Consider the following 13,668-nt stretch of genomic DNA (forward strand, 5'->3'; position numbering starts at 1 on the left):
ATATATGATATAATCAAAGAAAACATTGGAGGATGCTTTATGGATCGTTTCAAGAAAGTTTACAGGCAGGGAGTATTAGAAAAACTTGAAGTCTGGGTTGATACGGAGACTGGTGTAAACTATTTGTTTAAGGCAAACGGATATGGGGGTATGACAGCTTTACTTGATAAAGACGGAAAGCCTGTAATAACACATAACATTAAGGAAGATTTATAAATAAAAACTGTAGCGGAAGGATAGCTTCTACTACAGTTTTTATGTCTATTCCCATATTGTATGCTGTGCTCTTACACCATATTTATCAGGCTTATAAAGTGAATCGAAATCAGCTTCCACACTGTATCTTTTCCATATAACATAGTCGGATGGCTGAATTTTAAGTGTAAATGAAATATCATTCTTTACTTCTTCATATTCAATCGGATGTAGTGAAAAAATATCCGTCAAATCTCTTTCTCTAAAGTCATCTATACTCAGTTTTGAAAGATCTGTATTATTGAATCTGACCTCCGATAAAACCTCACTGTCTGCCGGAATCCTGTAATAAGTTATTGTACAGTTTTTTAGTTTATCGCTATCTTTTAATGTAGGAGTAACACTTACAAAACCGTAGGATTTATCATCACGAAATATTTCCAAAAGTTCACCATAATAAAAGTGGTCATTACGATTGTTTACTATTTCACTGTCTGCAGACTTTTCTAAGAAGTAAAAGCCGTCAGACAAAAGAGTGGATGCCTTTGTTTCGCCGACAATTATATTGCTTTTATCTATTTGTACTACGACCGGCTTTTCGGGAAAACCTATCATAGATACAAAGAGAGTAAGAGTAAAAAGTGAAATAAACAGTCCGGCTATAACAGCATTTGAAGCTGAGTAGAGTCGAAATATTTTATTTTTATGATTGCTTATAAGTCCTAAGATAAGCTGAAAGAGATGATAAATTATCAAGCTTATTACTGCAAGTCCAAGCTGAAATTTTAAACATCTATAAAGTGACAAGGTAAAATTATTTGTCATATAAAATATAATGCCTATGCAGGAGATATTTGCCAAAACATACACGAAGAAAAATAATAATGCAGCTTTTAGTGCAGCAGATTCGGTAATATCATCATAGTCTATATGTATTCTACCTTGAAAGCCCTGTCCGATATTGTACATCCATTTTGGGACTTCCTTTCCGGTAGTTACTGCAATTACCAGCCTTAAAAACATATAGATTGTTAACATAAAGCATAGTAAAACCAAAAGACCAAAAATTAATGCGAATATAGTAAATCCCATTTTATTCCTCCATTATTCCCAAATAGTATGCTGTGCCCTGACACCATAATGGTGTACTGAGTTATTTTCAAAAAAATCCGCCTCAATGCTATAACTTTTCCACAGTGAGTACCCTACAGTTTGCAGTTTTAAGGTATACAAAGGACTGCGTTTATACTGATTATAATTATAAGGCTTCAATGAAAAGATATCAGCCAGATCGCTGTTTTCAAAATCCTGAATGCTCAATGATGATAGATCTGTATCATTAAATTTTACCTGAGATAAAACCTCACTGTCACCCGGTATCTCATAATATGTTATGGTGCAGTTTTCGAGTTTATCAGAATTTTTAAATGTAGGAGTAATACTCATAAATCCATAAGATTTTCCGTCACGAAGTAATTCTACAAGTTCACCATAGTGAAGTTGGCTGTTTCGTTTATTTACAATTTCACTGTCTGCATCTTTACCGTAAAAGGTAAAGCCGTCTGCTAAAAGAGAGGAGGCTTTTGTTTCGCCTATTACCACAGTGCTGTTATCTATTTGTATATCTAGAGGTCTTTCAGGAAGTCCCACCCTAAGCATCCATAGAGTATATACAAGTGCAGTAACAAATATCCCGGCCATTACAGCGTTTGTCGGTGAGTAGAGTGGCCTGTAAATTCCCAATATATGAGATACAAAAAATAAAATCAGTTTTACTATAAAGTAGAATAACATTGCTATCAAAACAACTACTGCCTGCAAGCCTACACATATATAAAATGCTTTCTTGGAATTTTGTGTTTGATAATACATTACAAAATAGAAAAAAATATTGGCTAAAATAAAACAAAGGATAAAAAAATTGGTATCCCACAATGTTGCAGGTTCTGTAAAATCCTCGTAATTGATATTGATTTTACTTTTAAATCCTTGCCCAATCTTGTACATCCAATTTGGAACTTCAGTATTTGTTCTCACAGCTATTACAAGTTTTACATACATATAAACTGTAAACATAAGAAGCACCAATATAAGAATACCGAGCGCTATTGAAACTATAAAAAAGGCCATTGTAGCTCCCCTTTTCAAATTAAAAGTTGTATACTTATATTATATCATTTTGTTGTAAAATTTACGATATTTAATACTTTTATGGGGAGGAATATGGCTGTTTCATATTTTATCTATGTGACGGATAAAGAAAATAATGATTTTAATTTGGATAAGTTTAATAATGACATTAAACAAAGATTTCCTAAAGTCGGTATTTCGGTAAATGATGATGAGAACTGCCGGTACAATATTTGTTGGGAAGACTACGAGGATGAGTATGAGTTTGAAATTTGGATGCTTAAGGATAGAAGTGTATTCATGATAAATTATTTCAACTCAAAAAACAGGCTCTATGATTATGCAGATTTTATAAAATGGCTCAGAAGCTACTTCCCTTATGAAAAGGAAGTTTTATTATGTGATGAGGGATATAATAAAACTATTGTATTAAGTGAGGGAGTAGAGATAGAGGATATTTTGGAGATACTGGAGTAGGGGGATATAAGGTGTAAAACATATATCATTGTTACACGTTAAATAAGTAAAAGGTATTTGTATAAGTATATAAGATTAAAAAAATAATCAATGATAGGATATTGACAAAAAGCAATCATAAGTGTATCTTGATTATATAAATCAAAATCATATTCTCCGGGGGATAATGTATTGATTATAGAACTGTTTTGTGATTATTATTTCATTCCATGAGCAGAAGTATCCGCTTACATACTATTTCAAGTAATAATTTGGAGGTGACTATTTTGTCAAAGGAGAGAAGGGATTTCTGTATCGAGTGTAGAAGAGAGACGGAATACATTTTACAAAAGAAGGATATTATAAAAAATATAAAGGATAAGGATTATAATTTTTCAATTACTGTTGCCATATGTACGGAATGCGGTGAGGAAATGAGTGTTCCGGGACTTATAGATAAGAATATTCGAGAAATTGATGAGCAGTATAGGGAAGCGGAGGGATTGGTATCAATCGATGACATCGAAAGGTTCATGAAAATTTATAATATAGGAAAAGGACCTCTATCTTTAGCAATTGGATTTGGAGAGGTAACTATTCCCAGATATCTGGAAGGACAGGTGCCGTCAAAAGAATATTCGGATATAATTAAATCTGCAATTTCATCCCCTGAATATATGAAAAAGAAACTTATTGAAAACAGAGAGCGAATAACAGATACAGCATATAGAAAAGCCTATAATGCAGCTGTAAGTATGGAAAGGTTATTTTCTGTTTCTGATAACATGCTTAGGGTAATTGCATATATTTTTAAAAAGCTGGAAGAGGTAACACCTCTAATGTTACAGAAACTATTATATTTTACTCAGGGAGTATATTTAGCGTTATATAGGAAGCCTATATTTGTGGAGGATTGTAGGGCGTGGGTACATGGGCCTGTATATCCGGAGGTTTATGAACTGTTTAGAGATTTTAAGTATAATCCTATTGATGATGCACATTTTGCACTTTTAAGCGGAATGGAAGATACTTTGAAAGATAATGAAAAGAAAGTAATAGAGCTTGTTGTAAATACATTTGGAATATATAGTGGAAAGGTATTGGAGAAGATTACACACAATGAGTCCCCTTGGAAGGAAGCACGAATAGGATATGGTGAAAGTATTCCTTCAAATGAGCTTTTGTCAAAAGATCAAATAATGAATTATTATATTCAGACAAATAATAAATATGGAATAGATACAGAAGATGGTCTACGTAAATATATTAATGATATGTTGAATAATATATTCTAAAAATCAGAAAAAATGAGATAGAATATTTTACAGGTATAGGTGAAAAAATGATTACAGGTATCGACTACATCTTATATACTGATAAAGATAAGGATACTTTTATAGAAAAAATAAAAGAAAGTATTACATTTTGGAAAAATCCATATATTGCCATTGATAATGAAGATGAAACAACGGATATTTTTGTTTCTCGAGATGAGGAAATGTTTCGGTTGATGGACGAAAAGGGCTTTTACGTGGAGGAATTGTCTGGTGAAGGACCATTTTTATTGATTTTTAACAGTGGATATTCATCAAAGGAAAATAGAGTGACTTTGGTGCTTTCTGAAGAAACTGACAAGTCAAAATTCTCCAAGCTGATATTTAACACGATTAAATCTATTTTATAATGTGGAAGGACGGTGAGTTACATTATGGAGAAAAAAGTAGAATTAAAAGAAATTATAAATAAACAAAGAGATTTCTTTAACACAAATGCAACTAAGTCGGTTAAATACAGGATAAAGATGTTGCAAAGGTTAAAGGAGGCAATCAGAAATAATGAGGCAGCAATCCTTTCCGCTTTATATAAGGATCTTTTAAAGTCTAGAGCTGAGGCATATATGAGTGAACTTGCAATAGTTTATGCGGAGATAAATGAGGCTTTAAAAAATGTAAGAAAGTGGAGCAGGCCGGAGAAGGTAAAAGGAACTATAGCTACATTTCCGGCAAAGAATTATATATACTCTGAGCCTTATGGAGTGGTGCTTATTATGGCACCTTGGAATTACCCCTTCAATTTGGCTATAGCACCGCTTGTAGCGGCAATAGCGGCAGGAAACACAGCCATTATCAAATGCTCAAAAGAGAGTGTTTATACCTCAAAAGTTATTAAATACATTATAAATGAAGCTTTCGGTTCAAATTATATTTTCTGTGTGGATGAAGATATAGATTATGATGAGCTTCTACATCAAAGATATGATTATATATTCTTTACAGGAAGTCAAAGAGTAGGAAAGATTGTAATGAATATAGCGAGCAATAACCTTATACCGGTTTCTTTGGAGCTTGGAGGAAAGAGTCCTTGCATTATAGATGAGACAGCCGATATTAAACTTGCTGCAAGGCGAGTACTGTGGGGGAAACTGCTTAATGCCGGACAGACCTGTGTGTCTGTTGATTATGTGTTAATACATAGCAGTGTTAAGGACAGATTTATAAAGTATCTGCAAAAAGAAATAAAGAGAAGATATCCTAATGCATTAAATAATGATACTTATCCGAGAATAATAAATGAGCATCATTATAAAAGATTGATGAATTTAATAAAATCAGAGGACAGTATAATAGGTGGCAGAGGTGATGATGTAGTTCATAGATTAGAGCCTACTATTTTACCTGATGTGGATTTTGACCATGAAATTATGAAAGAAGAGATATTCGGACCGGTGCTTCCAATCATAGAATATGACGATATCAATAATGTAATAAGGATAATAAAAGAGCATGATAAGCCTTTGGCATGCTATGTATTTACAAGGGATAAATATATTGCAAAACATATTATAAAGAGTATTTCATACGGTGGCGGATGCATAAATGATGTTATTCTGCAAGTATCAAATCATTATATGCCATTTGGAGGAGTAGGAAGCAGCGGAATAGGTTCGTATCATGGAAAATTTGGATTCGATACATTCAGCCATAAAAAGAGTATTGTATGGAGTAATACAATATTCGACTTACCACTGAGGTATGCACCGTTTAATCCGGTAAAATTTAGAATGCTGAAAAAATATTGGAATCATTTAATGATTCAAAAAATTAGAAAACCGGAGATAAAATATGGCTTATACCAAGGAAAACTTTGAAGAATGGATAATTCTTATAGACTCTAAAATGGAGTATTTTACAGATGTATTTGCAAAAGAAAATAATTTAAAACTTGACTACAGTATAGAGTCACTTGACGAGATTGAAAATTGGATCCTAACTAATTACAGAGAAATAAAGGATTTGATAAATGACACTAAGACTTTAGACTATTTGACGGTATATATTGGTGAGACTTTCAGGAAACATATAGGTGGAGAGTGGTTTATAGATTTAAAAAATAAAAAGAATGCATACTATTCCATGCCTGTTTTGACAAGTCCTGATTACATAGGAGAGAGCTATATAGCACCGATGACATTTGCAACTGCATGTATCAACAGAAAAACGGGCAATTATATAAGTACCATACTGAAAAACTGTTTGGAAGATATGGGAAAGCAGGGCCTAATTCTTTAGAAGATATATTACTGCCGGAGCCTTACGTGATCCACATGGGTTGCGTCAGGCTCCGGCAGTATTTATATCTTTATTATCTGAATATAGTGCTAAATGAACTTGTACTATTTTTTACAAAGCCCTTTACATCACTGTCTATATCTTTAAGCTTTCCGTTTAAATATTGCTTCAAAACACCTGTTTCTTTGCTTTCGTCATAATCTGTTAAAAAATAGGTTTTGTCGAATTTTTCATTTTCCGGAAGGGATCCGTTATAATCCTTTACATTTTCAGCAACTATAGTATCTTTGCCGTTTTCAAAAATATGATAAGTATAATTATGATCTTCATATGAAGTTTGAGAGAGTGTGTCAGCATATATAATATAACTCTCAGTACCGTTATTTTCTAAATGTGCCGGTGAATAATACTTGCCTACATTTTCATTGATAATATTTTTATCCAGGAATAAAGAATAGTAGTCATTCCCTTTGATTTTTGCTTTATATAACAAATCATCGTTTTCCGCTTTAGAGTCTTGTGAATAAGCAAAATCTAAAAAATCAGTTACATTATCATTTACAAGTTCAATTTCCCCTTTTTTACTTCCTTCTAAAGCGACTTTCCAAAGCTTCTTATTTTCTTCAGAGAAAAAATACCAATATTTTGATTTAGAAGGGTGTGCTTCTTGTAGTCTGTACATGTCGTCATCGTCTTCTATATCTTCATACTCTCCCAGTGTTTCACCATTCTGTGCTACTTTTAGAATGATTTTGCCTTCAGAGTTTTTTTCTGTGTATGCCAGAAAATTTTCTTTTATATTAAATTTTACAAATTTTATAAATGAATCACTGACTAATTCCTCATTGCCGTTAAAGTCAAATCTATAGAGGGATGTCGGTTCATCAGCTTTTGACGCATAGATGACTTTATCAGAAGAATAAGCAACGCTATTATATGGTTCGTCAATACCTTTTACTATTTCTTTTGAGTTTCCATCTTCCAACTTGTATATTGTATTATCCTTAAAATAGCATATTGAATCAAGTTCAAAAGAATAATCGAAAGAATTTATATTAAAATCTGAATATACAGTGTTATTACCTGTATATATATCGATTAAATATACATTCATCAATTTTTCTTTGTCATAAGTGCGCTTACCCGGAACAATTAAAAGCTTATCCTGAGCCTTAGAAAGTATGTATTTTATTTCTTCTTCGCCCTCTTCTTTAAAGAGACTGACCGCTTTACCACCTTTATATAAAAACAGCTCTTTATTTGAAATATAGAGTATATCACCATTTTTTAAGGCTGAATGTACTGTAACATTGTCAGCTACCTTAGTCCGTTTTGTAGGTTTTTTATATGTCGATATATATAGAGTATAGGTTTCACCGTCATAATCTGAAAATGAACAAAATTGATCTAATTTTTTGTTATATCCATTTATAGAAAACTTTTCCATAACACTTCCGTTAGATGTACAAGGTCCCAAGTCTATAATTTCGGAGTTATCATAGCGAGCCATATACAAATTATCTCCCTTTAAATAAAGAGAAAACTTATTGGAACTTGTACTTTTTTGAGATTCCGCCTTGGATTTTTTACCTGCTGAGCAGGCTGATGCAAATATAGCCAAGAGACATATGGCTAAAAAACAGAAAATAACGGGAAGTTTCGATGTGAGTTTTTTGAACATAAATTCACCTCCATAAATTTTGATTTAATTTTACTATATATTTATACAAAAATCTATTTATAATTTTGCTAAATATACTTAAAAATTTTGAGTTTATAAATTATATTTACGTTAATCTAATGTATAAGAAATATATTGTATTTACATCTATGTATGATTATACTAAATAGGAAGATATATTCAATTATAGAGTATTGAGTGAGTTGGAGAATATTTATATGAATTAGGAAAGTTGGATATAAAAATGGCTTATACGAAAGAAAACTTTGAAGAATGGATAATTCTTATAGACTCTAAAATGGAGTATTTTACAGATGCATTTGCGGGGGAGAATAATTTAAAACTGGACTACAGTATAGAGTCGCTGGATGAGATTGAAAATTGGATTCTCACTAATTACAGTGAGATAAAGGACTTGATAGGTGATGCCAAAAACCTTGACTATTTGACGGTATATATCGGTGAGACCTTCAGGAAGTATATAGGTGGAGAATGGTTTATAGATTTGAAAAATAAAAAGAATGCATACTACTCCATGCCTGTTTTGACAAGTCCTGATTATATAGGAGAAGTATACAAAGCTCCAATGACATATGCGACTGCATGTATCAACAGAAAAAAGGGCAATTATATCAGCACAATACTGAAAAACTGTATGGAAAATATGAATATTAGATAATCTGGTATAAAAAAGGGAAAGCCGTTTAAGCTTTCCCTTTTTTTATTCCCATATAGTATGTTGTGCCATAACAGTGTAGTATGAAAGACTGTTATCGGAGTTAAAATCAGCTTCTATACGATAGCGTTTCCAAAGAGAATAGTCATGAGTTTGCAATGTAAGTACAAAATAATAAGGACCTTTCATCTCATCATAATCTATAGGATGCAGTGAAAAAATATCTATCAAATCTTCATTTTCAAAGTCACTAAGCTGTAAATCCGACAGCGCTACGTTGTTAATCTTTACAGCAGACAAATTCGTATCATCCGGTGTAACCTTAAATGATGTTACAGTACAGTTTTTAAGCTCATCCGAATCCTTCCATGTAGGTGTGACACATACATGACCGAAAGACTTTTCACCAAGATACAATTCCAAATATTCTCCATAGGAAAAGTGGTCACTTCGAGTATTTATAATTTCACTGTCTGCATTTTTTCCTTTAAATGTAAAGCCGTTATCAAGAAGAGTGGATGCCTTTGTTGAACCGATAATCACATTAGTTTCTGCTATCTGCACATTTACCGGTTTAGCCGGAATACCTGCTATAGATATAAAAAAAGTAAATGCAAATGAGTAGAAAAACATAAGTATATCAAACGCATTGGTAGTTGAGTAAGAATATTTCGTACGGTATGAGGGTATCAAAAAACGTATAAGCGGTCTAATAATTCCGGAAAGTATTATCGCAGCTATAATTACAGCAAACTGCATTTGTAAACAGGAAAAAATTGCTTTTCCAATATTGTGTAATTTGAAATAATTCACACCGGTAACTATTATATTAACTAAAATAATACACACCATAAAAACGCTCGCCTCTATCATTGCGGGCCTATCTGTAATGTCGTCATATTGAACAGCCCTCCTTGTAATCTGGATATGACCTAAAGTATATATCCATTTAGGGAGCTTCTTAAAAGTGCAAACAGCTATCAGCAGTCTGAAGTATATATAAACAGCTAAAATAAAGCAAAGCAGTGAAAATATACCAAATCCCAATGTAGATATAAAAAATCCCATTATATTTATCTCCTCTGATTATGTAAAAGTATTAAAAAATCATGTGTTATTATAGCACTTTATGTATTGATATTGTAGATGTAAAGGAATAGTATATAAAATTGGGTATGCTGAAGAGTTTTAGACGGAAAGGAAATAAAGTATGAATATATTATTACAGGAAAGTGCCGATATTTTAAAAGAATATTTTGGAGAGAGACTGGATAAAATGGTAGTTGAAAGAGCGGTGTTCGGACTGTTCTTTTCAGGAGTAAAATTAAGTACAGGTCATGGAGGGCTTTGTTTTACTCCCGTTAAGGAGATTCCTGAGGCTGTATGCTGTCCAAGCTCCGCAAAGGCTATGCCTCTATCAGGTAAACTCAGTGGAAGGAGTGTAAAAAGTTATTTGGATGATCTTTCACATGCAAATATTCTCAGAAAGACACTGGCCATTGCAACACTAAATGCACTTTCAGCCTGTTACTGGGAGGAAAATAAGAGTTTGGAGTATAAAATAGAGTTGGATGTAGACTCTTTTGATGTGATGGAGGTTCACCAAGGCAAAAAAAGTGTTGTAATAGGTGCATTGGTGCCGATGCTTAAAAAGCTTCTTGCGGCAGATGCAGATTTTAAAGTTTTAGAGATGGACTCACGTACTCTAAAGGGCAAGGAGTTGGAGCATTTTGCAACTGCAAAGAATGCGAATATGTATCTGCCGGATTCCGACCTTGATGTTATTACAGGCGTTACTATTCTTAATGATACATTACCTGATTTACTGGCTATGTGTAAACCCGGTGCCGATATTTTGGTCACAGGTCCGACTGCCGGTATGATACCTGACGCTTTCTTTAAAAGAGGTGTGACTGTGATGGGCGGTATCTTGGTGACGAAACCTGATGAGCTGCTTGATGTTATAAGTGAGGGTGGCTCAGGTTATCATTTCTTCGGAAAGAGCGCCGAAAGAATAGTAATTTACAACAAGCAGGGTATGTAAAAAATTTAGAATTATAAGTAGAACGCGATTTTACGGCCTTAAAAGTGTAGTGAATTACATTTTTATAGCCTTAAAAGTGTAATAGACTACATTTTTACGGCCTTAAAAATGTTGACGAAATACTTTTAAACCTCTAATATATAAAAAAGAGTATATGTTTTTAGGGAAGTATTTTGGGAGGTAACCTTATGAAGCGTTTTGCACTTGAAAAACTTATAGAATGGAAGGATAAACAAAATAGAAAGCCTTTGATTATCAGAGGGGCAAGACAGGTTGGAAAAACCTGGCTGATGAAGGAGTTCGGAAGAACATGTTTTGAAAAAGTTGCTTATGTAAATTTTGATAATAATAAAAGGTTGGAGCAGGTATTTGAGGGCGATATCAATATAGACAGGATTTTATTGGCAATCAGTATAGAAACAGGAGTTTCTATTGATGCAAAAAATACTTTATTGATATTTGATGAAGTACAAGAGGTACCGAAGGCTCTATCTTCATTGAAATACTTTTGTGAGAATGCACCGGAGTATGCAATAGTAGCAGCAGGTTCATTATTAGGTGTAGCTCTTCATAAAGGAACATCATTTCCTGTAGGCAAGGTTGACTTTATGGATCTTTACCCATTGACCTTTCTTGAGTTTTTATATGCTTTAGGTGAAGAACGTTTTGCAAATGTACTTCAAAGTGATGATACAGATATGATAACAATGTTTAAGACTAAATATATAGACAGATTACGTGAATACTACTATGTAGGTGGAATGCCTGAGGTTGTAAAAACTTATGTTGACAGTAAAGATTTTAAACAAGTGAGAGAAATACAGAGAAACCTTTTGAATTATTATCAACAAGACTTTTCAAAGCATGCTGAAGTTTCACTTGTTCCAAGACTGAATCTTGTGTGGGATTCTATTCCAATGCAGTTGGCAAAAGAAAATAAAAAATACATCTACGGACAAGTTAGAAAGGGTTCAAGAGCAAAGGACTTTGAACTTGCATTACAGTGGCTTTTAGATTGTGGGTTGATCCATAAGGTACAAAGAGTAGGAAAAGTAGCGTTTCCATTGAAAGCTTATCTTGACCTTGATGCATTTAAAGTGTATCTGATTGATATAGGTCTGTTGATAGCTATGACAGATTTGGATGCTCAAGTGATTATTGACGGCAACAGAATTTTTACTGAATTTAAGGGAGCATTGACAGAGCAATATGTTTTGCAGCAACTTATTGCATCGGAAGGTATAGAGCCTTATTATTATTCCACATCCAATTCAAGTGGAGAGATAGATTTTATGATTCAAGGCAAAACATCGATAATTCCGCTAGAGGTGAAAGCGGAAGAGAATTTGAGAGCAAAAAGTCTTAAAGCCTTTTGTGAAAAGTATCATCCAAAGTATGCTGTTCGTACATCTATGTCAGATTATCGTGAGCAGGACCGGATGACAAATATTCCTTTGTATAATATTTATAAAATTAGAGAATACGTAGGTAAATAAGATGATTTTATACTTTAGTGCAACAGGCAACGGAAAATATATTGCAGAGCAAATTGCAGCAGAAACTGATGATAAAGCTATATCCATAGTGGATTGTATTAGGGAAGGTAAATATTTATTTAAAGATGAAAAAATATTGGGTGTTATAACTCCGACATATTTTTGGAGGCTTCCAAGAATTGTAACAGAATTTTTAGAAAAACTTACAATAGATAATTGTAGATATACCTTTCTTCTGGTGAGCTATGGTACCTCTACCGGTCAGATAGGGACTATGGCAAAAGAAATTTTGAAAAGAAAAGGTCAAAAATTTGATGCATACTACAGTGTGATAATGCCTGATACATGGACACCGATTTTTAATCTCTCAAATAAAGAGAGGGTAGAGCAGTGGCTAAATAAAGGAAAAGCTCAGCTTAAAACAGTTATTGAAGATATCAAATCAAATAAAAGAGGAGACTTTATCAAAAATAAGCTGCCAAAGTTTGTTGCAGCACTACCGTCAGCATTTATGTATACTGCAGAAAGAAAGACAAAGAATTTATCTGTAAATAAGGATTTATGTATAGGATGTAAATTATGTGAGAAAAAATGTCCTGTCGGAGCGATAATTATGGAAGGTGATCACCCGGTATGGAAAGATGAAGAATGTGAGATGTGTTTAGGTTGTCTACATAGATGTCCGAAGTTTGCAATAAGCTATGGCAGTGGAAGAAGCAACAAACACGGGCAATATAAGAATCCGTATACTAAAATATGATGTCGGATAATATGTTTGATTTTTGTATACATAAGTATTGTACACCATATTTTGTCTGTGCTATCATAAAATTACATAGACTAAATCTTGTGTGGGATTCTATTCCAATGCAGTTGGCAAAAGAAAATAAAAAATATATTTATGGACAAGTTAGAAAGGGTTCAAGAGCAAAGGACTTTGAACTTGCATTACAGTGGCTTTTAGATTGCGGGTTGATCCATAAGGTACAAAGAGTAGGAAAAGTAGCACTTCCATTGAAAGCGTATCTTGACCTTGATGCATTTAAAGTGTATCTGCTTGATGTAGGTTTGTTGATAGCTATGACAGATTTGGATGCTCAAGTGATTATTGACGGCAACAGAATTTTTACTGAATTTAAGGGAGCATTGACAGAGCAATATGTTTTGCAGCAACTTATTGCATCGGAAGGTATAGAGCCTTATTATTATTCCACATCCAATTCAAGTGAGAGATAGATTTTATGATTCAAGGCAAAACATCGATAATTCCGCTAGAGGTGAAAGCGGAAGAGAATTTGAGAGCAAAAAGTCTTAAAGCCTTTTGTGAAAAGTATCATCCAAAGTATGCTGTTCGTACATCTATGTCAGATTATCGTGAGCAGGACCGGATGACAAATATTCCTTTGTATAATATTTATACA

The 13,668-nt window shown here is 33.2% G+C and carries 15 protein-coding genes and 1 pseudogene; 12 read left to right on the plus strand and 4 right to left on the minus strand.

The features are described from left to right. Positions 1–39 precede the first annotated feature (39 nt). Positions 40–216 carry a DUF6440 family protein gene (locus tag HMPREF1140_RS11005; RefSeq protein ID WP_009663873.1) on the plus strand — a complete coding sequence of 59 codons (177 nt, stop codon included), beginning with the start codon at positions 40–42 and terminating at the stop codon, positions 214–216. Positions 217–261: 45 nt separating this feature from the next. Here HMPREF1140_RS11005 and HMPREF1140_RS11010 read toward each other — a convergent pair whose 3' ends face one another. Together HMPREF1140_RS11010 and HMPREF1140_RS11015 are read right to left on the minus strand one after the other, a co-directional pair. After that, positions 262–1,287, minus strand: coding sequence for a hypothetical protein (locus tag HMPREF1140_RS11010; protein ID WP_009663854.1), 1,026 nt, complete (start codon positions 1,285–1,287; stop codon positions 262–264). A 12-nt stretch (positions 1,288–1,299) separates the two neighbouring features. Continuing rightward, on the minus strand, positions 1,300–2,325 hold the full coding sequence (locus tag HMPREF1140_RS11015) for a hypothetical protein (RefSeq protein WP_009663899.1): 1,026 nt from the start codon (positions 2,323–2,325) through the stop codon (positions 1,300–1,302). A gap of 93 nt (positions 2,326–2,418) precedes the next feature. Between HMPREF1140_RS11015 and HMPREF1140_RS11020 the strand changes: the two genes are divergently transcribed. The 5 genes from HMPREF1140_RS11020 (at position 2,419) to HMPREF1140_RS11040 (ending at position 6,350) form a co-directional block, all read left to right on the plus strand. Further along, a complete protein-coding gene (locus HMPREF1140_RS11020; protein WP_009663872.1) occupies positions 2,419–2,802 on the plus strand; it encodes a hypothetical protein in 384 nt (127 codons plus the stop codon). Between the two features lie 257 nt (positions 2,803–3,059). Next, positions 3,060–4,076 (plus strand): type II toxin-antitoxin system antitoxin SocA domain-containing protein, encoded by a 1,017-nt coding sequence (locus HMPREF1140_RS11025; RefSeq protein WP_242822885.1) that lies wholly within the window; start codon positions 3,060–3,062, stop codon positions 4,074–4,076. Positions 4,077–4,123: 47 nt separating this feature from the next. Continuing rightward, a complete protein-coding gene (locus HMPREF1140_RS11030) occupies positions 4,124–4,465 on the plus strand; it encodes a hypothetical protein (protein ID WP_009663858.1) in 342 nt (113 codons plus the stop codon). Between the two features lie 24 nt (positions 4,466–4,489). Further along, positions 4,490–5,929: an aldehyde dehydrogenase gene (locus HMPREF1140_RS11035; RefSeq protein ID WP_009663933.1), complete on the plus strand. Its 1,440-nt coding sequence runs from the start codon at positions 4,490–4,492 to the stop codon at positions 5,927–5,929. After that, positions 5,904–6,350 (plus strand): hypothetical protein, encoded by a 447-nt coding sequence (locus tag HMPREF1140_RS11040; RefSeq protein ID WP_009663927.1) that lies wholly within the window; start codon positions 5,904–5,906, stop codon positions 6,348–6,350. Before HMPREF1140_RS11035 ends, HMPREF1140_RS11040 begins: the two co-directional genes overlap by 26 nt. 73 nt (positions 6,351–6,423) lie before the next feature. Here the strand turns inward: HMPREF1140_RS11040 and HMPREF1140_RS11045 are convergent, their stop codons facing one another. Continuing rightward, entirely contained in the window at positions 6,424–8,031 is a 1,608-nt protein-coding gene (locus HMPREF1140_RS11045; protein WP_035620443.1) for a hypothetical protein, read from the minus strand. A 244-nt stretch (positions 8,032–8,275) separates the two neighbouring features. Here HMPREF1140_RS11045 and HMPREF1140_RS11050 point away from each other — a divergent pair, with 244 nt between their 5' ends. Continuing rightward, positions 8,276–8,710, plus strand: coding sequence for a hypothetical protein (locus tag HMPREF1140_RS11050; protein WP_009663863.1), 435 nt, complete (start codon positions 8,276–8,278; stop codon positions 8,708–8,710). 42 nt (positions 8,711–8,752) lie between these two features. Here the strand turns inward: HMPREF1140_RS11050 and HMPREF1140_RS11055 are convergent, their stop codons facing one another. Further along, the gene (locus tag HMPREF1140_RS11055) at positions 8,753–9,775 is read right to left on the minus strand and encodes a hypothetical protein (RefSeq protein ID WP_009663848.1); all 1,023 of its coding nucleotides are present in this window, start codon (positions 9,773–9,775) and stop codon (positions 8,753–8,755) included. A gap of 142 nt (positions 9,776–9,917) precedes the next feature. Here HMPREF1140_RS11055 and HMPREF1140_RS11060 point away from each other — a divergent pair, with 142 nt between their 5' ends. The 5 genes and pseudogenes from HMPREF1140_RS11060 to HMPREF1140_RS13805 form a co-directional block, all read left to right on the plus strand. Beyond that, entirely contained in the window at positions 9,918–10,751 is an 834-nt protein-coding gene (locus HMPREF1140_RS11060; protein WP_009663843.1) for a DUF364 domain-containing protein, read from the plus strand. Positions 10,752–10,939: 188 nt separating this feature from the next. After that, positions 10,940–12,247, plus strand: a complete 1,308-nt coding sequence (locus HMPREF1140_RS11065; RefSeq protein WP_009663877.1) for an ATP-binding protein — start codon at positions 10,940–10,942, stop codon at positions 12,245–12,247. A 1-nt stretch (position 12,248) separates the two neighbouring features. Next, entirely contained in the window at positions 12,249–13,007 is a 759-nt protein-coding gene (locus HMPREF1140_RS11070) for an EFR1 family ferrodoxin (RefSeq protein WP_009663909.1), read from the plus strand. 11 nt (positions 13,008–13,018) lie between these two features. After that, positions 13,019–13,483, plus strand: a complete 465-nt coding sequence (locus HMPREF1140_RS13800) for a DUF4143 domain-containing protein (RefSeq protein WP_242822883.1) — start codon at positions 13,019–13,021, stop codon at positions 13,481–13,483. A 5-nt stretch (positions 13,484–13,488) separates the two neighbouring features. Then, a pseudogene (locus tag HMPREF1140_RS13805) lies at positions 13,489–13,668 on the plus strand (ATPase); the annotation flags it as partial.

It is taken from the genome of Lachnoanaerobaculum sp. ICM7, from assembly GCF_000287675.1.
Lineage (GTDB): Bacteria > Bacillota > Clostridia > Lachnospirales > Lachnospiraceae > Lachnoanaerobaculum.

What these genes read in the sequence shown, in the direction of transcription:
- HMPREF1140_RS11005 (WP_009663873.1), top strand. Translation starts at nt 40, where the DNA reads ATGGATCGTTTCAAGAAAGTTTACAGGCAGGGAGTATTAGAAAAACTT.
- HMPREF1140_RS11010 (WP_009663854.1), bottom strand. Translation starts at nt 1,287, where the DNA reads ATGGGATTTACTATATTCGCATTAATTTTTGGTCTTTTGGTTTTACTA.
- HMPREF1140_RS11015 (WP_009663899.1), bottom strand. Translation starts at nt 2,325, where the DNA reads ATGGCCTTTTTTATAGTTTCAATAGCGCTCGGTATTCTTATATTGGTG.
- HMPREF1140_RS11020 (WP_009663872.1), top strand. Translation starts at nt 2,419, where the DNA reads ATGGCTGTTTCATATTTTATCTATGTGACGGATAAAGAAAATAATGAT.
- HMPREF1140_RS11030 (WP_009663858.1), top strand. Translation starts at nt 4,124, where the DNA reads ATGATTACAGGTATCGACTACATCTTATATACTGATAAAGATAAGGAT.
- HMPREF1140_RS11035 (WP_009663933.1), top strand. Translation starts at nt 4,490, where the DNA reads ATGGAGAAAAAAGTAGAATTAAAAGAAATTATAAATAAACAAAGAGAT.
- HMPREF1140_RS11040 (WP_009663927.1), top strand. Translation starts at nt 5,904, where the DNA reads ATGGCTTATACCAAGGAAAACTTTGAAGAATGGATAATTCTTATAGAC.
- HMPREF1140_RS11045 (WP_035620443.1), bottom strand. Translation starts at nt 8,031, where the DNA reads ATGTTCAAAAAACTCACATCGAAACTTCCCGTTATTTTCTGTTTTTTA.
- HMPREF1140_RS11050 (WP_009663863.1), top strand. Translation starts at nt 8,276, where the DNA reads ATGGCTTATACGAAAGAAAACTTTGAAGAATGGATAATTCTTATAGAC.
- HMPREF1140_RS11055 (WP_009663848.1), bottom strand. Translation starts at nt 9,775, where the DNA reads ATGGGATTTTTTATATCTACATTGGGATTTGGTATATTTTCACTGCTT.
- HMPREF1140_RS11060 (WP_009663843.1), top strand. Translation starts at nt 9,918, where the DNA reads ATGAATATATTATTACAGGAAAGTGCCGATATTTTAAAAGAATATTTT.
- HMPREF1140_RS11065 (WP_009663877.1), top strand. Translation starts at nt 10,940, where the DNA reads ATGAAGCGTTTTGCACTTGAAAAACTTATAGAATGGAAGGATAAACAA.
- HMPREF1140_RS11070 (WP_009663909.1), top strand. Translation starts at nt 12,249, where the DNA reads ATGATTTTATACTTTAGTGCAACAGGCAACGGAAAATATATTGCAGAG.
- HMPREF1140_RS13800 (WP_242822883.1), top strand. Translation starts at nt 13,019, where the DNA reads ATGTTTGATTTTTGTATACATAAGTATTGTACACCATATTTTGTCTGT.